The sequence below is a fragment of the Nocardioides luteus genome (assembly GCF_015752315.1).
Classification (GTDB): Bacteria; Actinomycetota; Actinomycetes; order Propionibacteriales; family Nocardioidaceae; genus Nocardioides.
The window spans coordinates 4,969,038-4,995,222 of the sequence record NZ_JADOVJ010000001.1 but is presented as its reverse complement, the minus strand read 5'-3'; the positions used below and the strand labels follow the sequence as shown (position 1 = coordinate 4,995,222).

At 70.1% G+C, this 26,185-nt stretch carries 27 protein-coding genes and 2 tRNA genes; 17 read left to right on the top strand and 12 right to left on the bottom strand.

The genetic code is table 11. The features are described 5' to 3' along the window. Nucleotides 1-87: 87 nt before the first annotated feature. The 4 genes from HD557_RS23900 to HD557_RS23885 form a co-directional block, all read right to left on the bottom strand. Nucleotides 88-1,275 (bottom strand): hypothetical protein, encoded by a 1,188-nt coding sequence (locus HD557_RS23900; protein ID WP_196875720.1) that lies wholly within the window; start codon nucleotides 1,273-1,275, stop codon nucleotides 88-90. Between the two features lie 89 nt (nucleotides 1,276-1,364). Next, nucleotides 1,365-2,465 (bottom strand): hypothetical protein, encoded by a 1,101-nt coding sequence (locus HD557_RS23895; RefSeq protein ID WP_196875719.1) that lies wholly within the window; start codon nucleotides 2,463-2,465, stop codon nucleotides 1,365-1,367. 285 nt (nucleotides 2,466-2,750) lie between these two features. After that, nucleotides 2,751-4,022, bottom strand: coding sequence for an ankyrin repeat domain-containing protein (locus HD557_RS23890; protein WP_196875718.1), 1,272 nt, complete (start codon nucleotides 4,020-4,022; stop codon nucleotides 2,751-2,753). Next, complete coding sequence (locus HD557_RS23885) at nucleotides 4,019-5,008, bottom strand: SMP-30/gluconolactonase/LRE family protein (RefSeq protein ID WP_196875717.1); 990 nt, start codon at nucleotides 5,006-5,008, stop codon at nucleotides 4,019-4,021. The genes HD557_RS23890 and HD557_RS23885 overlap by 4 nt, the downstream gene beginning before the upstream one ends. A gap of 175 nt (nucleotides 5,009-5,183) precedes the next feature. Between HD557_RS23885 and HD557_RS23880 the strand changes: the two genes are divergently transcribed. Together HD557_RS23880 and HD557_RS23875 are read left to right on the top strand one after the other, a co-directional pair. Beyond that, complete coding sequence (locus tag HD557_RS23880; RefSeq protein WP_196875716.1) at nucleotides 5,184-6,425, top strand: sensor histidine kinase; 1,242 nt, start codon at nucleotides 5,184-5,186, stop codon at nucleotides 6,423-6,425. Further along, complete coding sequence (locus HD557_RS23875; RefSeq protein WP_196875715.1) at nucleotides 6,418-7,053, top strand: response regulator; 636 nt, start codon at nucleotides 6,418-6,420, stop codon at nucleotides 7,051-7,053. The genes HD557_RS23880 and HD557_RS23875 overlap by 8 nt, the downstream gene beginning before the upstream one ends. 23 nt (nucleotides 7,054-7,076) lie before the next feature. Here HD557_RS23875 and HD557_RS23870 read toward each other — a convergent pair whose 3' ends face one another. Then, nucleotides 7,077-8,354 carry a serine hydrolase domain-containing protein gene (locus HD557_RS23870; protein ID WP_196875714.1) on the bottom strand — a complete coding sequence of 426 codons (1,278 nt, stop codon included), beginning with the start codon at nucleotides 8,352-8,354 and terminating at the stop codon, nucleotides 7,077-7,079. 95 nt (nucleotides 8,355-8,449) lie between these two features. Continuing rightward, entirely contained in the window at nucleotides 8,450-9,400 is a 951-nt protein-coding gene (locus HD557_RS23865) for a metallophosphoesterase (protein ID WP_196875713.1), read from the bottom strand. 120 nt (nucleotides 9,401-9,520) lie between these two features. Here HD557_RS23865 and HD557_RS23860 point away from each other — a divergent pair, with 120 nt between their 5' ends. Then, nucleotides 9,521-10,687: a Fic family protein gene (locus HD557_RS23860; RefSeq protein WP_196875712.1), complete on the top strand. Its 1,167-nt coding sequence runs from the start codon at nucleotides 9,521-9,523 to the stop codon at nucleotides 10,685-10,687. A gap of 126 nt (nucleotides 10,688-10,813) precedes the next feature. On the opposite strand, the gene HD557_RS23855 is transcribed toward HD557_RS23860, so the two are convergent. Next, a complete protein-coding gene (locus HD557_RS23855; RefSeq protein WP_040757544.1) occupies nucleotides 10,814-11,380 on the bottom strand; it encodes a hypothetical protein in 567 nt (188 codons plus the stop codon). 333 nt (nucleotides 11,381-11,713) lie between these two features. Beyond that, nucleotides 11,714-12,262 (bottom strand): hypothetical protein, encoded by a 549-nt coding sequence (locus HD557_RS23850; protein WP_008364264.1) that lies wholly within the window; start codon nucleotides 12,260-12,262, stop codon nucleotides 11,714-11,716. A 274-nt stretch (nucleotides 12,263-12,536) separates the two neighbouring features. Between HD557_RS23850 and HD557_RS23845 the strand changes: the two genes are divergently transcribed. Together HD557_RS23845 and HD557_RS23840 are read left to right on the top strand one after the other, a co-directional pair. Further along, nucleotides 12,537-14,279, top strand: coding sequence for a hypothetical protein (locus HD557_RS23845; protein WP_196875710.1), 1,743 nt, complete (start codon nucleotides 12,537-12,539; stop codon nucleotides 14,277-14,279). Nucleotides 14,280-14,348: 69 nt separating this feature from the next. Beyond that, on the top strand, nucleotides 14,349-15,248 hold the full coding sequence (locus HD557_RS23840; protein ID WP_196875709.1) for a DMT family transporter: 900 nt from the start codon (nucleotides 14,349-14,351) through the stop codon (nucleotides 15,246-15,248). Here HD557_RS23840 and HD557_RS23835 read toward each other — a convergent pair. Further along, a complete protein-coding gene (locus HD557_RS23835) occupies nucleotides 15,245-15,496 on the bottom strand; it encodes a hypothetical protein (protein WP_196875708.1) in 252 nt (83 codons plus the stop codon). The genes HD557_RS23840 and HD557_RS23835 overlap by 4 nt on opposite strands. Before the next feature lie 26 nt (nucleotides 15,497-15,522). Continuing rightward, nucleotides 15,523-16,698 carry a glycosyltransferase gene (locus tag HD557_RS23830; protein WP_231380436.1) on the bottom strand — a complete coding sequence of 392 codons (1,176 nt, stop codon included), beginning with the start codon at nucleotides 16,696-16,698 and terminating at the stop codon, nucleotides 15,523-15,525. Nucleotides 16,699-16,800: 102 nt separating this feature from the next. Here HD557_RS23830 and HD557_RS23825 point away from each other — a divergent pair, with 102 nt between their 5' ends. The 11 genes from HD557_RS23825 (at nucleotide 16,801) to HD557_RS23775 (ending at nucleotide 23,875) form a co-directional block, all read left to right on the top strand. Continuing rightward, nucleotides 16,801-17,832: a pirin family protein gene (locus HD557_RS23825; RefSeq protein WP_196875706.1), complete on the top strand. Its 1,032-nt coding sequence runs from the start codon at nucleotides 16,801-16,803 to the stop codon at nucleotides 17,830-17,832. Between the two features lie 45 nt (nucleotides 17,833-17,877). Further along, nucleotides 17,878-18,810 (top strand): ROK family protein, encoded by a 933-nt coding sequence (locus HD557_RS23820; RefSeq protein ID WP_008364257.1) that lies wholly within the window; start codon nucleotides 17,878-17,880, stop codon nucleotides 18,808-18,810. Further along, nucleotides 18,807-19,196, top strand: a complete 390-nt coding sequence (locus HD557_RS23815) for a CidA/LrgA family protein (protein ID WP_196875705.1) — start codon at nucleotides 18,807-18,809, stop codon at nucleotides 19,194-19,196. The genes HD557_RS23820 and HD557_RS23815 overlap by 4 nt, the downstream gene beginning before the upstream one ends. Beyond that, complete coding sequence (locus tag HD557_RS23810; RefSeq protein ID WP_196875704.1) at nucleotides 19,193-19,870, top strand: LrgB family protein; 678 nt, start codon at nucleotides 19,193-19,195, stop codon at nucleotides 19,868-19,870. Before HD557_RS23815 ends, HD557_RS23810 begins: the two co-directional genes overlap by 4 nt. A gap of 27 nt (nucleotides 19,871-19,897) precedes the next feature. Then, complete coding sequence (locus tag HD557_RS23805) at nucleotides 19,898-21,328, top strand: amidase (protein WP_196875703.1); 1,431 nt, start codon at nucleotides 19,898-19,900, stop codon at nucleotides 21,326-21,328. Nucleotides 21,329-21,401: 73 nt separating this feature from the next. After that, nucleotides 21,402-21,474, top strand: a tRNA-Thr gene (locus HD557_RS23800). Nucleotides 21,475-21,524: 50 nt separating this feature from the next. After that, a tRNA-Met gene (locus HD557_RS23795) sits at nucleotides 21,525-21,598 on the top strand. Nucleotides 21,599-21,644: 46 nt separating this feature from the next. Continuing rightward, nucleotides 21,645-21,815 (top strand): 50S ribosomal protein L33, encoded by a 171-nt coding sequence (rpmG, locus tag HD557_RS23790; RefSeq protein WP_045551858.1) that lies wholly within the window; start codon nucleotides 21,645-21,647, stop codon nucleotides 21,813-21,815. Nucleotides 21,816-22,030: 215 nt separating this feature from the next. After that, a complete protein-coding gene (locus tag HD557_RS23785) occupies nucleotides 22,031-22,438 on the top strand; it encodes an FAS1-like dehydratase domain-containing protein (RefSeq protein ID WP_196875702.1) in 408 nt (135 codons plus the stop codon). Next, nucleotides 22,438-22,854, top strand: coding sequence for a MaoC/PaaZ C-terminal domain-containing protein (locus tag HD557_RS23780; protein ID WP_196875701.1), 417 nt, complete (start codon nucleotides 22,438-22,440; stop codon nucleotides 22,852-22,854). The genes HD557_RS23785 and HD557_RS23780 overlap by 1 nt, the downstream gene beginning before the upstream one ends. Then, a complete protein-coding gene (locus HD557_RS23775) occupies nucleotides 22,847-23,875 on the top strand; it encodes a UDP-N-acetylmuramate dehydrogenase (protein WP_196875700.1) in 1,029 nt (342 codons plus the stop codon). Before HD557_RS23780 ends, HD557_RS23775 begins: the two co-directional genes overlap by 8 nt. On the opposite strand, the gene HD557_RS23770 is transcribed toward HD557_RS23775, so the two are convergent. Both HD557_RS23770 and HD557_RS23765 read right to left on the bottom strand, forming a co-directional pair. Next, nucleotides 23,853-24,524: a response regulator gene (locus HD557_RS23770; RefSeq protein WP_196875699.1), complete on the bottom strand. Its 672-nt coding sequence runs from the start codon at nucleotides 24,522-24,524 to the stop codon at nucleotides 23,853-23,855. The two genes, HD557_RS23775 and HD557_RS23770, sit on opposite strands and share 23 nt — an antisense overlap. Beyond that, the gene (locus HD557_RS23765; protein ID WP_196875698.1) at nucleotides 24,521-25,630 is read right to left on the bottom strand and encodes a sensor histidine kinase; all 1,110 of its coding nucleotides are present in this window, start codon (nucleotides 25,628-25,630) and stop codon (nucleotides 24,521-24,523) included. Before HD557_RS23765 ends, HD557_RS23770 begins: the two co-directional genes overlap by 4 nt. 170 nt (nucleotides 25,631-25,800) lie before the next feature. Here HD557_RS23765 and HD557_RS23760 point away from each other — a divergent pair, with 170 nt between their 5' ends. Next, entirely contained in the window at nucleotides 25,801-26,175 is a 375-nt protein-coding gene (locus HD557_RS23760) for a DUF6223 family protein (protein ID WP_196875697.1), read from the top strand. The last annotated feature ends 10 nt before the right edge of the window (nucleotides 26,176-26,185 follow it).

Here is a 26,185-nt window from a genome sequence, read left to right as displayed (position 1 = left end):
CAGACGGATGCGATCGGGACCGTGATCAAGACGAGTGCCAGATAGGGCCCAGGTTCCCGTTACCTGTGGGAAATCGAGTAGGTCACCTCAGAGCCCTCTGGACAGTGCCCTCTCCGAATCCGCGCGGGCGCCGTCTCGACGAAGCGCTGTCACGAGACCATCGAGCGTTGTGTGGACCGTCTCAGCTCTCCCAAGTGCCCGCTGGGCCGCGCGGAGCTGGGTGCCGGTGTGAGTCTCCGCTGCAACATGGTCGGCATACGCGGCTGCGCTGGACAGGTGGAACATGTCAATGAGGTCGTTGCGCGACCACTTGACCTGATGGTCGACGAAGCGGCGAACGAAGAGTTCTGATAGCAGCCCCACCATCGGCGAGGCTGAAAGAAGTCTCTTCAACTCGCGATCCGAGAAGGTTGGGAAGTCGGCCGAAGAGGTGAGGCGCCGGTAGGCGGAGGTGTAGAAGGCGATGTTTTCGTTCCAGTATCGACGCCGTGCCAGGTTGTTGCGCCTCTCCTTGGGCATGCCCTGAGAATGGATGTGTGACGTAATCTTCCTGTGGTGCTCAGTCCACTTCTCCAGGGGGTCCTTGGGCGTTCTCTCGGGCTCTACGAGGGCGTCCAGGATCACGCTTGGCATCGTGAGCATCGCCATGAAGATGTCGTACTCAGGTGTGTCTTCGGTGACGCCCAGACCGGTGTCCCTGCCGAACAATGCACCTGGCTCTGTTGTGATCGGATGCAGCACATGTCGACTTTGATCCGTCCCCAGGTGTTTGCGCATCGTGAGGTCGGCCTCGTGCTTCCACAGGTCTAGTGGGTTCCGCATCTGCCAGCCACCCGCTAGTTGGGCCATCGCCACGCCGATTCGGTATCGGAGTTCGCCGTACAGGCCCGCTACTTCGATGAGGTGCCCCATAGACAGCGGCATGACGATCCCTCCGTCTGTGGACAGACGAATAAGGTCTAGGGCCGCACGCCGTTCATCGGGGTCCTTCACCTTCGAAGGGTCGAGGAGGGCATCTGCGACCGTCCGCCACCGGTTCTGGTCCAGGTAGACGGATAGGCGGCCGTTGAATGGTGGAGGCGAGTGTGGGTTGAAGCCCTCCGCGACGATCCAGTCATCCTGCGTCGTCAACGAGTGGATCCACCACTTCTCCCAATCAAAGACGGTGCACGCCACCAGCGATTCCTCAGGCGTGTCGCGCGCCTCCAGGGCCTCCTCGACGGTCTGGCCGTCTTGGAAGACAACCTTCATAGTCCTGTCCCGGAAGTTCACCATCCAGTACTTGAACCTGTCAGCCGAGAGCGCACGCGCCCCTGAGTCCCCCGTCCCGGTGTGCTCAGCCTGTGGTGGTCCAGGCTCGGGGCTCACTTCCAGAGCTCCGGAGAAAAGACACCGGAAGCCCGAAGCCTGCGTGCCTGCTCTGGCGACACTCGGAATGCACCACCCTTAGTTGTGATCTGTACAGGGTGCCCGAAGCCCGCGAAGCTGAGTTCAGGTTCCTCCAACACGGTTGGCCATTGGCCAGCAGGCTGGACGAGAAGCTGGGGGTCGCTGCGGCGATCGGCCCACAGCGAGGCGAGCAGGTTCCCCACAGCCTCAGCAACAGATGCGGTTGCCCCAAGGGCCCCTCGCATCAAGCCGAGTGGATCTTCCAGCAGCCAGACAGCGTCCAAACGGAGACTCTGGCTCCCAACGATCGCCTCAGTCATGGACCACTTCGGCTGGCGATCAAACAAGTAGACCAACCTCTCAGGTTCAGTCCTTGTCTGCTTCGTTACCGCGTGCATCTGGATCTTCGGGGCTCGATGGGCGTTGGTGTTCCGCGTCCCATCGATCCACGCAAGCCAATCAGCTGGACCCGCCGCGTCGACTGCCTTGAGAATCGAGGTGCGCAACCAGTTCTGCCGGTCTCGTCCGATCGCAGGCTGGGTCCAATGGCTCTTCTCCCTCCCTTGGCTCTTCTTCCAAGTCTCTTCGTTGCCGATGATCTTCCAGTCGGCCTTGAGAATCGGCGTATTGAGTGCCCCTACACCAACGATGATGGCGGCAAGACGGTCGAGCACCTGGGCCAAGTGGTAGAAGACATGCTCCCTCGCGAGCCGGATGCGGCGCTCTCGCTTCTCATCGACACCTGAGCGGCGCAGGGCGCGAAGGATCGTGTCCATCCCGCCTCCCATCCGCTGCACGGCTTCAACTCTGTCGCGCGTCCACTTGGTATCAGCGAATGAGAACTGACTGCACTCGTCGACCAAGAACGCTGCGTCTCCAAGGGACATCTTGATGCCATCGACGGACGCCATCAGGTACTCGGCGATCAGGGCGAGCCTCTTGTCGTCTACGTATCCGCGCCACCATGTGAAGCCGTGATGGTCTTCGTCGAGGTCGTCGAGCATCGCTTGCGAGAGCTGTGTCAGCGCGTCCACAGCGCCCATGACTGGAGCAAGGTATTGCGGGTCGGCCTTCACGTTCTGATCGTGCCCCCGCCACTCCGTGTGCCGCGGGCGAACTCGCAGTCTGCGCAATGCGCGTACTCCATATGCGGTATGGCGGGCATTGGGTGCTCGCACCTACGAGGAAGGCGGCTCGGCGTCTGCTTTGCGGATGTGCGCAGCTCTGACCCAGGACTGAGTCACGTACGACGCCAGGCCGTTGCCGGTGGAGTAGGTCCACTCCCGTTGGGGTGGTCAAGGATGAACGAGGCCCCGACCGGTGGGGACCCGGTCGGGGCCTCGAGCTCGTGGGTGGCGGGGTCAGCGGCCGTGCCGTTCGATGATGCGAGCGATCTCGGTGAAGCCGCGGCTGCGGGCGTGCTCGAGCGGCGTGACGCCGTCGCGGTCGGCGATGCTCGGGTCGGCGCCGTTCTCGAGGAGGCTGCGGACGACCCGCTGCCAGCGCTCGGTGCCCTCGCCCAGGATCACGGCCTCGAGGAGGGCGGTCCAGCCGAGGTCGTTGACGTGGTTGACATCGATCTCGGTGCGGGCGACCCGCTCCACGTAGTCCGCGTGGCCGCGCTCGCTGGCCGGGATGATCGAGACGCCGCCGTAGCGGTTGCGCACCGTCAGGTCCGGGTCGGCGGTGAGCAGCAGCTCGGCCATCGGAACGCTCCCGGTGACGCCGGTGACCAGCCACGGGGTGTCGTGCTGGCCGTCGAGAGCGTCCGGGTCGGCCCCCAGGTGCACCAGCAGTCGAGCCGTGGAGAGGTGGTCGTCGGTGACCGCGAGCAGCAGCGGCGTACGCCGGTTGCCGTCGCCTGCCTCCAGGTCGGCGCCGCCACGGAGGGCCGCCGCGGCCGCGTCCGCATCGCCGGCCGAAGCGGCGCGCAGGAGCTGGGCATCGCCGTCGGCGACCTCGGAAGAAGCAGTACGCAGCGTCGACACGATCGCGTCGAACCCGCGCTCCTCGGCGTGCTGGAGGGCGGTCTTCCCGTCCCGGCCCGCCTTGACCGAGATGTCCACACCGGCCGCGACCAGCACCCGCACCGTGTCGGCGGCGTCCGGGCCGTCGTCGCCCAGGACGACCGCCTCGTGCAGTGCCGTCCAGCCCAGGTTGTTGACGTGGTCCAGGTCGATGCCGGCCTGCACCAGGCGACCGACGACGTCGGCGTGCCCACGCTCGGCGGCACGGATCAGCGTGGTGCCGTCGTAGGAGTCCTTGGCGTTGATGTCGGCACCGTTGCGCAGGGTCAGGTCGAGCAGGTCGACATAGCCCTCGCTCGCGGCGATGAGGTAGGCGCTCTGCTGGGTGTCGTCCTGGTAGTCGACGTCGGCACCGGCCCGGATCAGCTCACGGGCACGCGCCACGTCGTTGTCCCAGGCGGCCTTGATCAGCTGCTCGTTCATCCGCTGTCGCTCCTCCGGGTCGGGGGTGTTCTTCGGTGCCTCGGACGGGGCCGACGCAGAGCTGGACGGAGACGACTGGGCGGTCTCCACCGGCGCCGCGGCGCAGCCTGCCAGAACCACGGTCAGCGCCGCGGCGGCCATCGACCACCGCAGGTGTGGTCGCACCGATGTGGACAGCGTCATCGCGGCATCCGTGCGGTGACGATCTCGTACGGCCCCTGCGCGGTCTGCTCGTCGAAGTGGCTGTCGACCAGCAGCATCCGGCCGTCGAGCAGCTTGCCGGTGGTGAAGACGCGGTCCGGATCGGTCGCGCGCGACGAGACGTGCTCGGCCGAGGTTGCGGACCGGTTCAGCTCCAGGTGCACGATCTGCTTGTCGAAGTTGCGGATCACGGCGAGGTCGCGGCCCTGCCGGATCAGGCCGTCGGCGTTGCGGAGGTCGGCGCCGTCGGTGTCGATCGCGCTGACCTCACCGGTCGCGACCGAGAAGCGCCACAGCTGGCCGGTGTTGCCCTGGGCGACCACGAACGCCGAGCGGTCGGTGCTCAGCACGATGCCACCGAGGTTGAAGCCCTCCTGCCGGGTGATCAGCGAGCTGCCGTCGGCCCACTCGGTCGCCTGCCAGCCGTCGGCACCTTCGGCGACGCGGATGATCGTCGGGTCGTTGGAGTTGGTGAAGTACGCAGCCCCGTCAGGTCCGATGGCGACGTCGTTCAGGAACGCGTTGTCGTCGGGGACGCGAAGCGCCGCCAGCAGCTCGCCCGAGGGGCTGTAGACCCACAGGTCGGGACGGTCGTTGCCGGTGCCGTTCGGACCGCCGGCGATGTAGATGCGGCCCTCGTCGTCGACGGTGATGCCGCGGGCGGTGTAGCGGCCGTCGGTGCCGTCACCGGCCAGCCACTCCTCGGCCTGGGCCCGGTCGGCGGTGCCCCGCTGGATCTCGCCGCCGGTGACCTCGCTGACGTAGAACGTCCCGGACTCATGGTCGACGCCGATCCCCTCGAACTTCGAGCCGCCCTGGGCGAACGACTCGCCCTCGAGCAGGTAGCTCGCCGGCCGGCCCTCCGCGGCGTTGGCCGCGGTGCCCGTGCCGAGGGCGGTGAAGGACAGGGTGGCCGAGGCGGCGATGCCGGCCAGGCCGGCGAGGGCGGCGATTCGGGACGTACGCATGGTGGTTCTCCTGAGTTCCGTGCTTGATGGTCGAGCTGATGTGCCTCAACCATCGCCGTCGGGAAGGGGCCCGGACATCGGGTGACCGGCGACGTCTGGATAGCCGTCCGGCGACACCCCGGATAGCCGATCGGATGATGCCGGGGCCCCGCGACCGGCTTAGCCTGGAACGACCATGTCGACCGATGCCGAGCCAGCTCCAGGGCCAGCCCCAGGGCCAACCCCGTCCGCCGCCGGAGGGATCCTGGCCGGCCAGTCGTTGCTCGACCGCTGGCTCCACATCTCACTGGTGGTGCTCGTCGTCGCCTCGGTCGCGCGCTACCTGCAGGGCCACGGCCTCGGCGACCAGGCCGAGGTGGTCCTGCCCGGCGCCGCCGTCCTCCTGATCGCGTACGCAGCGGGCCGCCGCCTCATCGGCACGGCCGCGGTCGTCTGGCTGGCCGCGGTGGTCGCCTGCTGGACCGTGCTGGCGCTGATCGCGCCGTCCTTCTCGTGGGCGGCGGTGCCCCTGGTCTTCCTGGCGCTGCGGGTGCTGCGCTTCCGCTGGGCCGTGGGCGTCACGGTGTTCCTCGTCGCGGTCGTCGCGGTCGCCTGGAGCCGGATGACCGGCCTGGCCGACCCGACCGTGCTGCTCGGCCCGGTCTGCGTCGCCGTGCTCGCGGTGACCGCCTACCGCGCTCTGGAGCGCGACGCGGCGACCCGCCGCATGCTTCTCGTCGAGCTCGAGGCGGCCCAGGACGAGGTCGCCGACGCCGAGCGCCGGGCCGGTGTGGTGGCCGAGCGCGCGCGGCTGAGCCGCGAGATCCACGACAGCGTCGCCCAGGGCCTGACCAGCATCAACCTGCTGCTCCAGGCCGCCGACCAGGAGTGGGAGTCGCGCCCGGCCGACGCCCGCGACCACGTCGACCAGGCGGCCACCATGGCCCGCTCCTCGCTCGACGAGGCCCGCCGGGTCGTCCGCGACCTCGCCCCTGCGGAGTTGGCCGGCGGATCGGCGCTGGTCACCGCCGTACGCCAGGTCGCCGAGGACGTCGCCGCCACCACCGGGCTCGACATCCCCGTCCACGTCCACGGCGAGCCGCACGAGGTCGGCGGACGGGTCGCGACGGCCGTCGTCCGCACCCTGCGCGGCGCTCTCGCCAACGTCGCCGAGCACGCCGGCGCGACCACCGCGGTCACGTCCCTCACCTTCCACGAGGGCGGGGTCGCCCTGGACGTACGCGACGACGGGGCGGGCTTCGACCCGGCCGATCTCAAGGAGTCGGACGGGCTGCGGGGACACGGCCTGGCCGGAATGCGGGCTCGCGCCCGGCTGCTGGGTGGAGACTTGGTCATCGAGAGTGCCCCGGGGGAGGGCACGGTGGTCGCGGCCTCGTTCGCGGCGGCACAGCTGGGAGCGGAGGAACCTCGTGGGTGAGCAGCACGTCCGGGTGGTGCTGGTCGACGACCATCCGGTGGTCCGGGCCGGCGTACGCGCCCTGGTGAGCGCCCAGGACGACCTGGACGTGGTCGGCGAGGCCGCCGACTCGGCCCAGGCGGTCGCGGTCGTGGCCGAGACGAAGCCGGACGTGGTGCTGATGGACCTCAGCCTCGGCGACGGGCCCGGCGGTGCGGAGACCACCCGGCTGGTCCGCGACCTGCCCTCGCCCCCGCAGGTGCTGGTGCTGACGACGTACGACACCGAGGCCGACGTCCTCGAGGCCGTCGACGCCGGTGCGGCCGGCTACCTGCTGAAGGACGCCCCACCCGACGAACTGTTCCGGGCGATCAGGGGCACCGCCCGCGGCGAGACCGTGCTGGCGCCCTCGGTCGCCACCCGGCTGCTGCAGCGGGCGGCCTCCCCGGCGCCGAAGGTGAGCCCGCGCGAGGTCGAGATTCTGCGCCTGCTCGCCAAGGGCCTGGGCAACAAGGAGATGGCCCGCGAGCTCCTGGTCAGCGAGGCGACGGTCAAGTCCCACCTGTCCCACATCTACACCAAGCTCGGCGTCGACACCCGCGCCGGCGCCGTCGCCACGGCCATCGAGCGCCGCATCCTGCGCCCCTGACCGTAGCGGCGTACGCCGGGCCGTCAGCAGGTCGCGAGCAGCATCGGCTCCAGCAGGAGGCCGAGGTCGTAGGGCGGCTCGGTGGCACCGGTGTAGTCGCGGCCGGTCCAGGCGAGGGTGACCTGACGCTCGCCGTCGCGCGAGCTCCAGTTGATCGACTGGGTGCCGAAGTGGGCGCCGTCGTGGCCGTAGAGGTACTCACCCTCCGCGCAGGGGTCGGCGACGCGATAGATGCCCAGTCCGTAGTCGGGGTCGGCGCTGCCCGAGCGAGGCGGGAGCATGGCGTCGACCGATGCCGGCGAGACCAGCTCGCCGGTCAGCAGCGCCTCGTTGAGCGAGGCCAGGTCACGGGTGGTGCTGGTCGCGGCGCCGGAGGCGTGGAAGACGCTCGGGTCCAGGTCGGTCAGGGCCCGCCATCCGGTCTGGTCGATCTTGGCCGCACCCTCGAGGAACGGTCCGCGGTTGTGCGAGGTCTTCGGGTAGTCGGTGCGGAGCATGCCGGCCGGCCAGAAGATGCGCCGGTGGAGCAGGTCATCGAGATCGTGGCCGATCTCCTTCTCGAGCATGACGCCGAGGGCGACGTAGCCGTAGTTGGAGTAGGAGAAGTCGGTGCCCGGCTCGAAGAGCCAGGGGACCGAGCGCATCGCGGCCAGGTGCTCGGCCTCGGTGTAGTGCTGACTGACGGCGTCGATGAGCTGCTCCAACGAGTCGGGGTCCTCGACGCGGGTCAGCAGCAGCTCCTCGGGGCCGCGCGGGGCCCCGGAGCGGTGGCTGAGCAGGTGCTCGATCGTGACGCCGGCAGGAAAGATCCCGGGCAGTACGTCCTCGGCCGGCGTGTCCAGACTCCAGGTGCCGCGCTCGACCTCCTGCATGACCAGGGTCGCGATCATCGTCTTGGTGTTGCTGGCGACGTGGAACCTGTCGGAGGCCCGGACGTCGCGCTCGGTGCCCGCCTCGCGTACGCCACCCGCCCCCGTCCACGTCAGACCCGGAGCCTCGACCCGGGCGGTGACGCCGAGGGCACCGTCGGCGATGACCGCGTCGACGGCTCGGTCGAGCTCCGCGGCGGCCGGAGTCGACGACCGCGCCTTGAACCCTTGCTGCTCGGCCGCCGCCCGCTCGGCGATCGCGGTCGCTTCCCGGGTCAGCGCCGTCGGGTCCGGCGCAACGGCCGCGGGCCCGCGACCGGGATCGCGACCGGGATCGGGATCGGGCTGGGCGTACGCGGCCGGCACGGCCGTCAGCGGAAGGAGCACCGCGGCGATCGCTGCGGTGCTCGTGCGGACGAGGGTCCGAGACATGACTGCTCCTGTCGTCGTCGACGTTTCGCAGCCATCGTTCCGGGCCCGGGCGTAGGCCCGCATCAGCCTGGAGTCGGAGATCGAGGCGTTGCTGGTCAGTCTCGAAGCTGACGCCGCAGGGCGCGAGCGGCCTTTCCCTTGCGGGAGAACAGATCGCGGCGCTCGGCGGGGGTCATCGGGCCGAGCTTCGCGAGGACCGAGGAGGGGAAGCCGGCGACCTCGGGTGCCTCGCCGATGGGCACGGTGGTGTGGACGACCGGCGCGCCGGGGACGCCGCCGGCGCCCTCGTCATAGAGATGGACCAGCGAGATCGCCTGGTGGCCGTCGACGGAGGCGGAGTAGCGGTCGAGGGTCGCGGGCGCGGCGGTGTAGCAGCTCGCGGAGGCGACCGAGACCGGGATGCCGGCGAAGGTGGTGCTGGTCGAGTAGTGCAGGTGACCTGCGAGAACGGCGCGTACGTCGGTCCCCTCCAGCACCGGGGCGAGCCGGTCCTGGCCGTCCAGCTCGATGATCACGCTGGCCTCGTTGAGGGGGAGCGGGATCGGCGGGTGGTGCATCGCCAGCAGGGTGCCGTGCGGTGCCGGCTCGGCGAGTTCCTCGCTCAGCCAGTCCAGCTGCGCCTGGGTGATGTCGCCGTGGTGCCAGCCGGGCACGGTGGTGTCCAGGGAGATGAGCCGCAGACCGTGGATGTCGTAGACCCGGTCCTGCGGCGCGTCGGAGGCCTCCCCGAAGAGCACCTCGGAGTAGACCTCGCGCTCGTCGTGGTTGCCCATCACCCAGATGATCTCTGCCCCGAGGTCCGCGGCGACCGGCTCGACCTGCTTGCGGAGGCGTACGTAGGCGTCGCGCTCACCCAGGTCGGCGAGGTCGCCGGTGAAGACGATCGCCTGCGGCGGGACGGTCATCCCGCGCAACCGGTCCAGGGCACGCTCGAAGCCGGGCGTCGGGTCGACCTTGCCGAAGATCCGCCGGTCACCGGCGTAGAGATGGGTGTCGGAGAGGTGGGCGATCGTATGACGGGGAGCGGGATACTGTCCGAACTGCACGCTCCCCAGCCTAGGTCCGTCCGGGGCGGAGTTGGAGGTTGTCAGGAACTGCCAACTCTCAGTTGGAAGTTCCCGCCAACTTCCAACTCAAGCCACATCTGAGTGGTAAGTTCAGCGGTCATGGATCCGGAGAGGTACGACGCTCCGCAGTTCGGCCGGGCGACCCGCGAGCCGGGCAACAAGTGGGCCTACTGGTACTACCTGCCCGCCCACATCCCGCGTGACCTGGCCCTCCAGCCGCTCACCGTGAAGGCGCTCTCGGACGCCGACGCCGCGTTGGGGCGTCTCCAGGGTGTGAGCGCGCTGATCCAGGACCCCGAGCTGCTGATCGGGCCCTACCTGACCCAGGAGGCGGTCGCCTCCTCGCGGATCGAGGGCACCCAGACCTCCCTGGAGGAGGTGCTCCAGGACGAGGCCAGCGGTCAGGCGACCAGGAGCGAGGACGTTGCCGAGGTCAAGGCCTACCTCGCCGCGACCCGCCAGGGGTTCGAGCTGATCAAGAGCTGGCCGCTCAGCCAGCGCCTCGTGCTCGAGCTCCACAAGACGCTGCTGACCGGCGTCCGAGGCCACGAGCGCCACCCCGGCGAGTTCCGGCGGATGCCGGTCTGGGTCGGCTCGCCGACCGACGACCCCACCACCGCCGCGTACGTCCCGCCTCTCCCGCCCGACCTGCCGGAGCTGATCGCCGACTGGGAGGCGTACGTCAACGTCCCCGACCTCAGCCCGACGCTGGTGCGCTGCGCGCTGATGCACTACCAGTTCGAGACGATCCACCCGTTCCTCGACGGCAACGGCCGCATCGGCCGGCTGCTGATCAACCTGATGCTGATGGAGGAGGGGCGGATGACCACGCCGCTGCTCTATCTCTCGGGCTACATCGAGGCGCATCGCCAGACCTACTACCAGCGGCTGCAGAGCGTCCGCGAGCGCGGTGAGATGCAGGAGTGGCTGCAGTTCTTCCTCACCGCGGTGCGGCGCTCGGCCGAGGATGCCACGACCCGGTCCGAGCGCCTGGTCGCGCTCCGGGAGGCCTACCTCGACGAGGCGGCCACCTCGCGCGCCAACCTGTCCGGGCTGGTCACGCTGCTGTTCGCCAACCCCTACCTGACCGTCAAGCGGGTCCAGGACGCGACCGGCCTGACCAACCAGGGCGCGCGCAACCTGATCCAGGACGCCGAGCGGCGGGGGTGGATCGAGGCCGCCGGCCGGTCGGGCCGCGGCGGCCGCCATTACTGGGTCGCCAGAGCGGTGATGGACGTGATCGAGGAGCCTCTGGCGTACGACTGAACGTGCCTGAGCACGGCGGAAAACGTGCAGGTGGCCCCGGCTGTGCACGTGTGCACGCCCAGGGCCACCTGTGTGACGTGGCCGAGCAGTCGGTAGGGGGTGATCACCCGGCCATGGTCATGTTCCTCAGAAGGTGCCGAGCGGACCCAGCGGGTTCGGGACCTGGTCGACGGGGAGGCCGTCGAGAGCCGGGTTGTCCATCGGGAGCAGGAACGAGACCTGCTCCATCTCGCTGTCGGACAGCTCGGACGGCATCGCGCCGCCCATGATCTTGTCCATCACGATGCCGGGCGCACCGACGTAGGCGCCGGAAACGACCATGGCGGCACCGTTGCCGACCTGGTGCGAGCCACCGTCCCAGTTCACCCAGGCCTTCTTCTGCGCCGGGCTCAGCTCGCCGCCGGTGGCACCCATCAGGATGAGGCCCGGAGCGCCGACCCAGGCGCCGGAGACCATGCGGGCCGCGCCGCCGGTCGCCTGACCGGCGCCACAGATGAAGCCGGCCCAGGCCTTCTGGCTCGAGGGCGAGAGGTCCGAGGCGCCGGCGGAGTTCTCCTTGATGCACTCGGCCTCGGTGCGGTTGTGGTGGGTGCCGTCGGCTGCGGAGGCGGTACCCGTGGTCAGTGCGACTGCGACACCCGAGAAGGCGGCGACGGCCGCGACGCGGCGGAGCAGCCCTGTCTTCATGTTCATTTCGTACCTTTCATCGATCAATTCGAATTGAAACATCACGCACGGACGCGACCCCCGGACCGATAACAGACGCATCGATACGTTCGCATCCGGGAAAAGATGCTAGGAGCATCGAGGGTCATCAGGGCAAGCGACACGGCTGTTTTCGTGTCAACTAAGTGCCGAAAGAAATGTAATGACGTAATTTTCGCCAAACTGCAACGTTGTTGTCTGACCGCGCGTAAATGCGCAGATGGCCCGGCCGTGCACGAGTGCACGCCAAGGCCATCTGTAGACGGCGCCGATCGGACCGTGGTGGGAGCTACGACCGGTCGGCAGCAGTCATGTCGCCGCTCAGAAGGATCCGAGGGGAGCCATCGGGTTCGGGACCTGCTCGGTGGGAACGCCGTCGAGAGCCGGGCTGTCCTCGGGGATGAGGAACGTGACCTGCTCGAGCTCGCTCGGCGACAGGTCGCTCGGGGTCGCCCCGCCCGCGATCTGGTCGAGGATGATGCCCGGGGCACCGACGTAGGCGCCGGCGACCATCATGGCGGCACCCTCACCGATCTTGCGGCCACCCTCGTCCCAGTTCTCCCAGGCAGCCAGCTGCTCCGGGGTCAGCGGGGCGCCGGTGGCACCGGCGAGGAGCAGGCCCGGGGCACCGACCCAGGCGCCGCTGACCATCTGGGCAGCACCCTCGGTCACGTAGGAGCCGCCGAGGATGAAGTCCTCCCAGGCCTTCTGCGACGAGGGCGAGAGGTCCGAGGGGGTCACGGAGGAGGCGGCAGGCACCTCGACGTCGGCCGGAGCGGCCGTGGCGGCTCCGGTGGTCAGCGCGAAGGCGACACCCGAGAAGGCGGCGACGGCCGCGGCGCGGCGGAGCAGCCCTGTCTTCTTGCTCATTTCATACCTTTCGTCGATCAATTCGAATTGAAACAACATCAGCGGTCACGGTTCGGCCGACATCGGCATCGGCACGTCCGTGACCGCTTCATGACGCTAAAGACACTGAACGACCGGTTGTCCGAGCGACACGGCATCGGGGTTACCAAGTCAACGTAAACGTTCCATACTGCCCGGTAATACCGTGCCCGGCTGGGTTAATCGCTTCTCGCGAGAGGCCGGAGACGCTAGATTGCCGCGTCCACTTCTCGGGACCCCCACGAAGAAGGCCTCGATGAGCTCGGCAACGTACGCACCCGTGAACCCTGGTCCCGATCGGTTGAGGAAGGGCGGCAGGGTCTTCCTGGCGGTGCTCCTCGGACTTCTCGGAGGACCGCTTGTCCTCCTCGGAACGGGTCTGGCCATCGCGGCCGGGCCCGACGACGTGGTGATGGGCAAGGAGACCCCGATCGAGCAGGGCGCGGCGTACTCCACGCCAGAGGCGTTCGCCTTCGACCGGCTCCCGGTCACGGTGCGCGTGGAGGCGATGGGGGAGACGTACATCGGGGTGGGCAACCCGGTCGACGTCCTCGACGTCGTCGAGGACACCAAGGCCGTCGAGATCGCCAGAACCCCGCTGACCAGGGTCAGCGGCACCGCGGGCTCGGGGGACGAGGTGCCGGATGCCTCCCAGGCGCCGTGGTGGCACGAGACGGTCTCGGGCTCCGGTACGCAGGAGCTGAACGTGACGCTCGAGGGCGAGCCGGTCTCGTTCCTGGCCGCGAGCCGGGACGGCGCACCGATCAAGCTCGCCTTCGGGTATCGGCTCGACGGGATCTTCGCGGCCTCGCTGGGCGTCGCCGGCGGTGGTGCCCTGCTGCTGGTCGGCGCGGTGGTCCTGCTGCTGACCGGCAGGCGCGAGCGACCGGAGGAGTGGCAGCCGCCGCGCCCGCCGGCTTCGTACGTCCAGCCGACCCACCCGATCCACCCTGCCCAGCCCACCCGGCCGGCCCAGCCGGCTCGCCCGGGCCTGACCGGGCCCGCCCCGGCGCGCCCCGCACCGCCACGACCGCCCGCCGGTGGGCTCTACCGCCGCCTGGGCGTGGCGGCGGGGGTCGGCGTACTGACGCTCTCGCTCACCGGTTGTTCGATGCCTGCGGCCGTCGAGCTCGAACCGGTCAGCAAGGTCTCGCTGCGCAAGGACGAGGTCGCGGACCTGATGAAGGACTGGAACAAGCGCAACAACAGGGCGATCAAGGCCAATCAGCCCGGGAAGTGGAAGGCCGAGGCGTGGACGGAGGCCGACAGCGGCCCGGTCCTGGCCAAGGACCAGCTCACCTCCGCGGCGAACAAGAGCTTCGACGTCCGCGACCGCCCGCCGACCTGGCGGGCGGTGCCGGGACGGGTGTGGTCGGTGCAGCTCAGCGAGTACCCGATGTGGGCCGTCATCGAGGTCAACGTCAAGGGCGACAGGAAGCGGAAGCTGACCCGGCTGGCCGTCTACGAGCAGCAGGACGCCCTCTCGCCCTGGAAGGTACGCAGCAGCCTCGGGGTCAAGAAGAAGGCAGTGCCGTCCGAGGTCGAGGGAGCGGCGCCAGCGTCCGCCTCGGTGACGAAGCAGGTCGAGGAGGTCGCGGCCACGATCGACGCCTACCTCGAGAAGCCCACGAGGATCGACGGCCTCGACGGGTTCAAGAAGCTCGCCGACCCCGGCGAGGAGATCGCGGCGTACGCCTCGGACATGGGTGTCGACCTGGTGAGGACGACCGCCGAGCCCTTCGACGCGAGCAGCACCCGCATCGTGCAGACACCCGAGGGTGCCCTCGCGATGCTGGACTTCACGACCGACTCCATCGTCGGTGGTCAGGACAGCGAGTGGGAGTGGAACCCGCCCTACGACGAGTTCCGCAGCCGGGCGGGCAAGAACCTGTCGATCCGGACGGCGGTGACGGTCGCGGTCCTGGTGCCGCAAGACGGGGACCCGTCGGTCCTCGGCGTCGAGTACGGCGAGATCATGGGCGCGAAGGTGAAGAACTGACCCCCAGGGTTCATCCGATGCTCGCGTGAGCGGCGGGTGGGCTTTCCTGGGGAGGTCTAGCGTCGCAGCATGCATCATGCTGCGGCCGTGGGCCTAGCCATCGGCGCATGCGTCCTGTTCTCGCTCTCCGCTGCCGTTCAGCAGCGCGCCAGCGCTCTCGCGCCCGGCCGCAGCGGCGGGATCTCCGGGGTCGAGCAGCTGATGCTGGCGCTGGTGCGCAACCCGCTGTGGGTCACCGGCGCGGCGATCAACGCCGTCGGCTTCGGGGTGCAGGCGGTCGCGCTCCACCTCGGGTCGGTCTCGGTGGTGCAGTCAGTGATGCCCACCCAGCTGCTCTTCGCGCTCGTCTTCGCGTCCATCGCCGCGCGCCACTGGCCGACGGCCGTCGACTGGGTCAGCGGGGCCGCGATCTGCGGCGGCGTGATCCTGCTGGTCACCGACGACCATCGCGGCGGGACCTATGCCGACGTCGGCCGTGTCGCGCTCTTCGCGGCGTGCGTGGCGGTCGTGATCTGCGTACTCCTGCTGGTGGCGCACCGGTTCCCGCCGCCGATCGCGGCGGCGACCACGGCGGTCGCGGCCGGGTGCTCGTTCGCGACCACCTCGGTGCTGCTGAAGATCACCGCCGACCGGGCCGCGGCCGACGGCTTCGTCGGGCTGCTCACGCTGCCGGCCTTCTACGGGCTGCTGTGCACCTGCGGCCTCGGCATCGTGCTCACCCAGGCGGCACTGGCCGCCGGGCCGCTGCCCTGGGCGATGGCGGCGATGACGATCACCAACCCCACCGTCTCGTACGTCGCAGCCGTGGTCGCCTTCGGCGCCTCCGCCCCCACGCTGTGGGTCGCGGTGAGCGCCGGGGCCCTGCTGGTCACCGGGATCGTCGGGCTCGCCCGGTCACGCTCGGCGCAGCGGTGGACGCCGGTGCAGCCGGAGCCGACCGTGATTCGCGCCCACTCGGACGTGCCCTAGGCCCGATCCTGCATCGACCGCGGCCAGGAGCGCCGTCGCGTCGACCTGGGCTTGAGATGCTCAGGCAGGGCGCTGATGTAGGGCGCGGCGTGCCGGCAGTCGCCGCAGGTGACGGCGCGGTAGTCGTAGGTGGTCGACGGATCTTCTCCGTAGGCGCTGCACACCGGGCCGAACGAGTCGGCGAAGTGAGTGGGCTGCGGCAGTGTTACCTGGTCGGCTTCAGCGGTGACTTTCGTTGAATCGCTCATGGTGAACGGTCTAACGAGTCAACGGCTCATGCGTAACGCCGCGCCCGCCGGGCCGCCTGCCGCTGCCGCGAACGAGCGAGGAGATAGGTCGGCGCGGTCTCCTGCGCGAGGCTCTCGTGGAGCTCCAGCATCTGCTCGATCGTGCGTGACCACGGGAACTGCTCGGCGCGCTCCCGGGCCGCGTGACGGGTCGCCGCCACGGGCCGCTCGGCGACGTCGATCACCGCGTCGGCCAGCGCGGTGGGGTGGGCAGGGGCCCAGGCTCCGCACCGAGGGTCGATGAGCTCGCGGGCGCCGCCGCGGTCGGCGGTCACCACCGGCGTACCGCTGGCGAGGGCTTCCAGGACGGCGAGCCCGAAGGTCTCGCGCGGGCAGACCGAGAGCGCCACGTCGGCCTCCGCCAGCGCCCGGGCGATCCGGTGGCGGTCGGAGACGTGCCCGTGGAAGACGATCGGCGCGCCGGCGGCGAGCGCCTCGATCTCGGCACGGTGCGGCCCGTCGCCATAGACGTCCATCCGTACGTCGAACCCGCGGCGATGCAGCTCGACGGCGGTGGCGACGGCGAGATCAGGCGACTTCTCCCGGGAGAGGCGGCCGACGTGGACGATCCGCAGGGTGTCGTCGCGGTGGCCGGGCGAGGGCTGGAAGAAGTCCAGGTCGACGCCCAGCGGCACCTGCGCGATCGGGCAGCCGACGGTCGCCGCCAGCGGCTCGAACTCGTGCCGGGCGTAGTCGGAGGTGACCAGCACCTGGTCGAAGGAGCGCACCAGCATCCGGTTGAGCAGCGCGGTGGAGACCTTCGAGGTGGTGTCCATGCCGGTGTAGGTGGGCATGTACTCGTCGAGCCGCTCGTGGGAGAAGAGCACCGTGCCGATGCCCTGCCGCCGGGCCCAGCGCGAGACCGGCAGCATCGTGAACTTGTCGCTGACCTCGAGGCTCGTCGGGCGGTAGCGGGTCAGCACGTCGGTGACCCGCCACGGCTCGATGATGAGCCGGTAGCCGCCGCCCACGCGTGGCGCTCTGAGCTGCACCACCTCGCCGAGGTCGGTCGAGGTGACCGCGTCGTACGGGCCGGGGACGACGAGAAGCCGGTCGTGGCCCGCCTCGACATATCCGCGGGCGAGAGCCTCCAGAGCCGTCTTCATCCCTCCGGACGTGGGGCCGACGAAGTTCGCGAGCTGAGCGATGAGCACGGGCCACATCGTGTGGCATCGAGGTAGCCCGTCGGCGACCTCGATGTGACGTCGGCATGGCGAGGTGGCGTATTGGTTCAGGGTCGAACGTTCGGGAGTAGCGTTTGCGGTATGACCAACCTGGACGCGCACCCCACCCCCGTCGAGTGTGTCGGAGGCACTGGCGACGAAGGCGTCGAGATCCAGATCATCACTCCGCGAGACGTGCCTCTGGGTGGTCCTCGGGCGATGAACGTACGCCGCACCCTGCCCGCCCGCTCGCGCTCGCTGATCGGCGCGTGGTGCTTCCTGGACCACTACGGTCCCGACGACGTCGTGGTCTCCGGCGGGATGGAGGTGCCGCCCCACCCGCACACCGGGCTGGCGACGGTCTCCTGGCTGTTCACCGGGGAGATCGAGCACCGTGACTCGGTCGGCACCGTGGCGATGGTGCGCCCGGGCGAGGTCAACCTGATGACCGCAGGGCGCGGCATCTCCCACTCGGAGAACTCGACGCCCGAGGCGACCGTCCTGCACGGGGCGCAGCTGTGGGTCGCGCTGCCGAACGAGTTCCGCGATGTCGAGCCGGCCTTCGAGAACCACGTCCCGACGCCGATCGAGGGCGACGGGGCGACGGTCAGGGTCTTCCTGGGGTCACTCCTGGGCTCCACGTCCCCCGTGCGCACCCACTCCGAGCTCCTCGGCGCCGAGATCCTGCTCGAGCCCGGCGCCCGGCTGGAGATCCCGGTCGAGAGCCGGTTCGAGCACGGCGTACTCGTGGACACCGGCGAGGTCTCGATGATCGGCGTGGGCCCGTCCGGGCCGGCCTCGGCGACGGTGGAGAAGGACTCGCTGGCGTACGCGCCTCCGGGTGCCACCACCCTGGTCCTGCAGGCCGGTGAGGCGTGGACGCGGCTGCTCCTGCTCGGCGGTCCGCCGTTCGGCGAGTCGATCATCATGTGGTGGAACTTCGTCGGGCGTACGCACGACGAGGTCGTGGCCTACCGCCAGGAGTGGCAGGACCAGATCACCCGCGGTGGAGGCGAGGTGGTCGAGGACTCCCAGGAGCTGGCCGAGGGGCGTTTCGGTGTGGTCGAGGGCAACCACCAGAGGCCCATCCCGGCGCCTCCGCTGCCCAACGCGCGCCTCCGCTCCCGGTCCTAGCTCGCGGTCTTAGGTGGCGTCGCGGCTCGTGCTTAGACTGCAGTCGTGAGTGACGAATCCGCAGACCCAGGGGTCGTGCTGGCCGTGGCGGTGGGCCGCAGCCGTAGCCAGGCGGCGGTCTTCGACCTCGCCGGCCGCGAGCTGGCCGGCGACACCCGCGACCACGAGGTCGGCATCTCCGCCGAGGCGCTGATGCCGGAGATCGTCGAGCGGATGACCAAGATGGTGGCCTCGATCGATCTGCCGGTGCTGGCGATCGGGATGAGCCTTCCCGGCGTGGTCAACCCCGATCTCGGGATGAGCATCGACACCCCGGCGATGGGCGGCTGGGACGGCGTCCAGCTGGCGCCCTACTTCACCTCGCTGACCGACGCTCCGCTGATCCTCGCCCACGACGCCCACGCGCTGGCGCGCTCGGAGCTCTTCAACTCCGACCATCCCGTACGCAACGCCCTGGTCATCAAGGCCTCGACCGGCCTCGGCATGGGCATCATCACCGACGGCAAGGTGGTCACCGGTGCGCTCGGGGCCGCCGGCGAGATCGGCCACACCCGCATCGACGCCGCCGGCGACCGGCCCTGCCGCTGCGGCTCCACCGGCTGCCTGGAGACGGTCGCGTCCGGCTGGGCGCTCGCGCAGCGGCTGACCGACTCCGGCGTCCCCGCCGGTCACGTACGCGACCTGGTGGCCGCCGCGCTGGCCGGCGACGCGGTGGCGCGCGGGCTGCTGCGCGAGGGCGGACGACAGCTCGGCGAGGTGGTGGCCACGGCCGTCAACCTGCTCAACCCGGAGGTCGTCGTCATCGGCGGCGACATGGCCGGCGCCTTCGACCTCTACACCGCCGGGGTGCGCGAGAGCGTCTACGCCCGCTCCAACCCGATCGCCACCCGCGAGCTCACCTTCATGGCCCAGCTGCACGGGGACTCCTCGGGCTTGGTCGGCTGCGCCGCGATGGCCATCGAATCCATCGCCTCGTGATCGTCGGCCTGCTCTGGCTGCTCGGGTGCCAGCTGGCCGGAACCGCGATCGTGGAGCTGACCGGGATCCCGCTGCCCGGTCCGGTGGTGGGCATGCTGCTGCTCTTCGTCGTGCTGCTCCTGCGCCGCCGCGACGGCGAGGACGACCCGGTCATCCAGGTCGGTGACTACTTCCTCTCCCACCTGCAGCTCTTCTTCATCCCGGCCGGCGTCGGCGTGATCGCCTACGTCGCGGTCATCCGTGACGCGGCGGTGCCGATCGTGGTCGCGCTGCTCGGCTCCTGGATCCTCGGACTGGCCACGGTGGGCTGGGTGCTCGGCCTGTTCCTCCGCCGGGTGCCGTCGGTCGCCGGCACCGAGGGCGCGCCCGGGGAGGAGATCGAGTGAGCGTCATCCTCTGGCTGTTCGTGACGGTGGCTGCGTACGAGCTCGGGCGGTGGCTGCGCAAGCGGACCCACTCGCCGCTGGCGCAGCCGGTGGCGGTCGCGATCGTGATTGTCGGCACGCTGCTGACGGTCAGCGGCACGTCGTACGACGACTACGCCGACGCCACCACGCTGATCAGCTTCCTGCTCGGCCCGGCGACGGTGGCGCTGGCGATCCCGCTCTACCACCAGGTCTCCCGGCTGAAGGGGATGGTGGTGCCCGTCCTGGTCGCGCTGACCGCCGGTGCGGTGGTCTCGGTGGTCAGCGGCATCCTGCTGGTGCGCTGGCTCGGAGGCAGCGACGTGCTCGAGCGGACGATGGCTCCGAAGGCGGTGACGACGCCGGTGGCGATCGAGCTGACCGACCGCCTCGGCGGTTATCCGGAGCTGTCGGCGGCCTTCGCGATCGTGATCGGGATCATCGCCGCGATGGTCGCGCCGCGGGTGCTGACCCTGCTCGGGATCCGCGACCCGCGAGCCCGCGGCGTCGCCGTCGGCGCCGTCTCCCACGGCATCGGCACCGCCCGGATGCTGGAGGAGAGCCAGGTCGAGGGCGCCTTCTCCGGGCTGGCGATGGGCCTCACCGCGGTCGTGACGTGTCTCATGGTTCCGCTGGCGGCGTACTTCCTCCTCTGACCCGGCCCACGCCCTAACGTTGGTCTCATGGCTCGAGTGCACGCCTTCACCGACGACGTACTCGGCACTCTCGACGCGGTCGGGGTCGCCGAGGCCCTGCGGCGCGGTGATCTCAGCACCGTGGAGGCGGTCGAGGCGGCCATCGCCCGGATCGAGGCGGTCGACCCCGCGCTCGCCGCGATGGCCTACCGCACCTTCGACCGCGCCCGGGTCCAGGCGCGCGCTCCCCGGGCAGGGTTCTTCGCGGGCGTGCCCACCCTGATCAAGGACAACACCGACGTCGCCGGGGTGCCCACCAGGAACGGCACGGATTCGTACGTCATGCCGCCGGCGTCGCGCAACGGCGAGATGACCAAGCTGCTCTTCAAGCTCGGCCTGCTGTCGCTGGGCAAGACCCAGCTCTCGGAGTTCGGCTTCTCGGGCACCGCCGAGCACGCGCGGCTCGGGGCGGTGCGCAACCCGTGGGACACCGACCGGGTGGCCGGTGCCTCCTCGGCGGGGTCGGGTGCGCTGGTGGCCGCCGGGGCGGTGCCCATCGCCCACGGCAACGACGGTGGTGGCTCGATCCGGATCCCGGCCGGCGCCTGTGGCCTGGTCGGCCTCAAACCGACCCGCGACCGGCTGCCGCAGGACCCGCTCTACGGGCTGCTGCCCCTCAAGATCGTCACCGACGGCGTCCTGACCCGGTCGGTGCGCGACACGGCCGCGTTCTTCCGGGAGGCCGAGAAGGCGCACCACACCTCGTTGCCGCCGATCGGGAACGTCACCGGTCCCGGCTCGAAGCGGCTCCGCTTCGCGGTCTTCACCGGCGCGCTCGGGCGCGAGGCCAGCCCCGAGGTCGCCGAGCTGACGATGAAGACGGCGGCGGTGCTGGAGGAGCTGGGCCACACCGTCGAGACGGTCCCTCCGCCGGTGCCCGAGACCTTCGCCGACGACTTCGTCCTCTACTGGGGCACGCTCGCCGTCGCCCTGGTCAACGCCGGCCCGCTGCGCGGCAAGACCTGGGACCGGCAGCGGCTCGACAACCTCACCGTCGGCCTGGCCCAGCACACGATGAGGAACGCCAAGCACGTTCCGGCCGCCATCGTCCGGCTGCGCAAGGTGCAGGCGATCGCGGAGGGGTTCCATGCTGCGTACGACGTCGTCCTGACGCCCACCGTCGCGCACGAGACGCCGGAGGTCGGCCGGCTGGCCCCGAGCCAGGCCTACGACCTGGTGATGAAGCGGCTGATGGACTGGGTCGCGTTCACCCCGTGGCAGAACGTCACCGGTGGGCCGGCGGTGTCGCTACCGGTCCAGCAGACGCTCGCCGGGCTGCCCCAGGGGATGATGTTCGGGGCCGCGCCAGGACAGGAGCGAATGCTCCTCGAGCTGTCCTACGAGCTCGAGGAAGCGATGGGTTTCGCGCGCATCTGGGAGCCCGGCGGGAGCGCCGAGGACCCCGCTGACCTGCGGTGATGCGGTCGCCGGGCGAAGGGTGCTTCTCGATTTGTTGACCATCGCGCCGTGCCGTAATGTTCTCTCTCGCAACGCCCCTTTAGCTCAGTCGGCAGAGCGTCTCCATGGTAAGGAGAAGGTCTACGGTTCGATTCCGTAAAGGGGCTCTGGAGTTCGGGACCCGCAGTAGGAATACTGCGGGCCTGATTCCTGTTGAGGCGGGGTAGCTCAGGCGGTTAGAGCGCACGACTCATAATCGTGAGGTCGCGGGTTCGATCCCCGCCCCCGCTACCGCCAAAGACCGCATCACCTCGATCAGCACTGTAAGGAAACTCCTGTGGCCAGCAAGAGCAGCGACGTTCGCCCGAAGATCACCCTCGCTTGCACCGAGTGCAAGGAGCGGAACTACATCTCGAAGAAGAACCGTCGGAACGACCCCGACCGCATCGAGCTCAAGAAGTACTGCCCGCGTGACCGCAAGCACACCGTGCACCGCGAGACCCGCTGAAGCATCTCAGTAGAGCGCGACGCTGATCGGCGCTCCGAACGCCCCGCCCCGAGTTCCGGGAGGCGGGGCGTTCGTTCTTTTGCCGAGACGTCACCCCGGTCGGCCGAGACGTCGCTCCCGTCGGCCGAGCTGTCAGGCCGGTGCCATCTCGGCCGACGTACGTGACGCCTCGGCCGACGCGGGCGACTTCTCGGCAGACCACTAGAGTTGGCCGCATGGCAGTTGATGGGTCGCTCGTAGGGCGCGCGTTTCCTCCGACCAGGCCCTATCGGGTCACCGACGAGAAGGTGCGGGAGTTCGCTGCCGCCACCGGTGTGGGCTGGGAGAGCGGGGACCCGGTCCCCGCGACGTTCCCGATCGTGCTCGCCTTCGACGCGATGAACGCGTTCCTCGACGATGTCGAGGTGGAGCTGTCGCGGATCGTGCACGGCGAGCAGAAGTTCTCCTACGCCCGGCCGATCGCGCCGGGTGACGTGCTGACCGCGACCCTGAGCGTCGCCTCGCTGCGCCAGATCGGCGGCAACGACATCATCGGCACCGTCTCGGAGATCACCGACGACTCCGGTGCGGTTGTGTGCACCACGTCCGCCACCCTGGTCCACCGAGCGGCGGAGGTCGCCTGATGACACTCGAAGCAGGCGCCGAGCTCGCCCCGAAGACCTACCCCGTGACCCGGGCGTCGCTGGTCCGCTACGCGGGCGCGAGCGGCGACTTCAACCCGATCCACTGGTCCGACCGGATCGCCACCGCCGTCGGCCTCCCCGGCGTGATCGCCCACGGCATGTTCACCATGGCCCTCGTCGCCCGAGCCGTCTCGGAGTGGACCGACGGTGCCGAGGTCGTCGACTTCGGTGCGAAGTTCACCAACCCGGTCGTGGTGCCGGACGACGACGAGGGGACGTCGGTGACGGTCAGTGGCACCGTGAAGTCGGTCGAGGACGGGCTCGCGACGATCGCCCTGACCGTGGTCTCGACAAGCTCGACCACCGGGGAAGCCCAGAAGGTGCTCGGTATGCCGAAGGTCTCCGTACGTGTCTGAATCACTGTCCCGCCACACCACCTTCCATCTCGGCGGCCCGGCGGCGGAGTTCGTCACCGCGACGACCGAGGGGGAGATCATCGACGCCGTGACCGCGGCCGACGCGGCGGGCCAGGACGTGCTCGTCCTCGGCGGCGGCAGCAACCTCGTCGTGGCCGACGCCGGGTTCCCGGGCACCGTCATCAAGCTGGCGACCACGGGCGTCGAGGTGGAGACGGTCGAGGGTGGCGTACTCGTCACGGTGGCGGCGGGCGAGACCTGGGACGACTTCGTGACCACCGCCGTCGACAAGGGGTGGAGCGGGGTCGAGGCGCTCTCCGGCATCCCCGGCAGCGTGGGTGCGACGCCGATCCAGAACGTCGGGGCGTACGGCCAGGACGTCTCCCAGACCATCACCTCGGTGAGGGTGTTCGACCGCGAGCTTCGCGAGCTGCGCACCTTCACCGCGGAGGAGTGCGGGTTCGGCTACCGCTGGTCGCGGTTCAAGGAGGTGCTCGGACGCTACGTGGTCCTCGAGGTCACCTTCCGGCTCGGCACCGACGGCGAGACCGGCTCGCCGATCGCCTACGCCCAGCTGGCCGGCGCGCTCGGCGTCGAGCAGGGCACCCGGGTGCCGTCCAAGCAGATCCGCGAGGCCGTCCTGGCGCTGCGCCGCAGCAAGGGCATGGTCATCGACGAGGCCGACCACGACACCTGGTCGGCGGGCTCGTTCTTCACCAACCCCGTGGTCGCGCCGGAGGACGTGCCCGAGGGTGCCCCGGCGTACCCGCAGCCCGACGGCACCGTGAAGACCTCCGCCGCCTGGCTCATCGACCACGCCGGTTTCAAGAAGGGCCACACGCCCGAGGGTCTGGCGGGCAGGGTCTCGCTCTCCACGAAGCACACCCTCGCGCTCACCAACCGCGGCGAAGGCACGACCGAGGACCTGCTCGTGCTGGCACGAGAGGTCCGTGACGGGGTCGAGGCGGCGTACGGGATCGTGCTCGTCAACGAGCCGGTCATGCTCGGCGTGGAGCTCTAGGAGCGACCAGCCCCGACTCGTACGCGATCACGACGAGCTGGGCGCGGTCACGCGCGTGCAGCTTCGTCATGGCCCGGTTGATGTGGGTCTTCGCGGTCAGCACGCTGATCACCATGGTCTCGGCGACCTCGTCGTTGGTCATGCCCCGGGCGACCAGGGCGACCGCCTCGCGCTCCCGGTTGGTGAGCTCGGCGAGCCCGAGGGGTGCGTCGGCGGGCGAGGGCTGGGCGACGTACTGGTCGATCAGCGCGCGGGTGACCGACGGCGCCAGCAGCGCGTCGCCTCGGGCGGCGACCCGGACGGCGTGGACGAAGTCCTCCGGCTGGATGTCCTTGACGAGGAAGCCGGCGGCGCCGGCGCGCAGGGCCTCGAGGACGTACTCGTCCATCCCGTAGTTGGTCAGGATCACCACGTGCACGCCGCCCAGCGAAGGGTCGGCGGCGATCCGCCGGGTCGCCTCGAGACCGTCGGCGACAGGCATCTGGATGTCGACCATCGCCACGTCGGGCAGGTGCTCGCGGGCGAGCGCCACCGCCTCGACGCCGTTCGCCGCCTCGGCGACCACCTCGATGTCGTCCTCGAGGTTGAGAAAGGCCCGGAACCCGCTCCGGATGAGCGGCTGGTCGTCGACCAGGAGCACCCGGATCACGACGTACGCTCCACCGGCAGCCGCGCCTCGACCATGAAACCGCCCTCCTCGCGGGGTTGTGCCCGCAGCTCACCTCCGAGAGCGGAGACCCGCTCTCGCATCCCGAGCAGACCCACGCCGGGGACGGTCGCCGCCGGGGCGCCGGTGCCGTTGTCCTCGACCCGGATGCCGATCGAGCCGGGCCGATGGTCGATCCGGACCGACGCGGTGGTGGCCGCGGCGTGACGGGTCACGTTGGTCAGCGCCTCCTGGACGATCCGGTAGGCGGTCCGGCCCACCGCCACGGGCACCGTGCCGGGCTGCCCGTCGACGGTCAGCGTGACCTCCAGCCCGGTGGCTCCGGCGGACCCCACCAGATCGCGTACGTCCTCGAGCCCCCGCGGCGGGTTCGTATCGTCGTCACGCAGTGCCGTCAGCGTCGCCCGGAGCTCGCGGGCCGCCTCGCGCCCCGCCTCCCGGATCGCCAGCAGCGACTCGGGGACCTCCTCGCCGCGCCGCTGCGCCACGTGGACGGCGGCCTCGGACTGCACCTTGATGACCGAGATCTGGTGGGTGAGCGAGTCGTGCAGCTCGCGCGCGATGTGGAGGCGCTCGTCGTCGGCCCGGCGCTGGGCGGCGGCCTCCCGGGTGCGCTCGGCCTCGTCGGCCCGCCTCTCGGCCTGCCGGAGCGCCTCGCCGGCGGCGGCCGCCGCGATCAGCCAGGCGATCTCGAGGGCTCCGCGCGCCTGCTCGGAGGCGGCGCCGAAGTCGCCCGTGGCGGCGTACGCCACCAGGAACAGTCCGCTCTGCATCACCACGGCGGCGAGCAGCGTGACCAGCCGATGTCCCTCGCGCACCGCCGCGTAGACCGCGACCAGGAACGCGATCACCGCGACGTCGAAGCCGAGCGCCTGAAAGGCCAGTCCGCACGCGCCGCTGACGACCAGCACGGCGACCGGCGCCCGGCGCCGGACGACGAGGACCAGAGCGCTCGCGACCAGCGCGGCGTAGCCGAGCAGCTCGTTGCCGGAGCCCGGGTGGCCGCCGCTCAGCGCAGCAGCCAGCTGGGCCACGGCCACTCCTGCGGCGATACCTGCGTCCCCGAGGGTGATCCGCCGCCTGGCCATGCGAGCAGGATATGCCCGCGGCGCCGCCCGCGAGTCCGTCTCCCGTAGGACTTCCGGCTACCACGTACGCAGTAGCGACGGCGCCGAAGAGTCCACGTCGGCAGGACGACGAGGAGGTGCGCCGACGAGACGATCGAGTCATCCGATGGAACTCGACGAAGGAGTCTCACATGTCCCTGAACGATGTGCTCGTCAACGCTGCCGGCTCGGACGTCGGCGCCTACACACTGACCACCGCCCGGCTCTGGGCCACGCTTGCCGCGTTCGTCGGGTTCGGCGGAGCGGTGGCCGGTGCGGCGGCACTGTCCCGCGCCGTCCGTGGTGTCGGCAACCGTGGCCGCAACGGCGCCGTCGTGGCGCTCGGCTGCGGTTCGATCGCCCTGGTCGTGGGCGTGGTCAACCTCTTGGTCGCCGACGGCGGGCCGGGCACCGGCAACGGCGTCGTCGGCGGCGGGATGGCGATCGTCCTCGGCCTCGCGGCCCTGGCCCTGGGTGCCCTCACCCTCCGCCGAGCCCGCCGAGTCGGCGCAGATGTCCCACGCTGAAAGGTCGAGT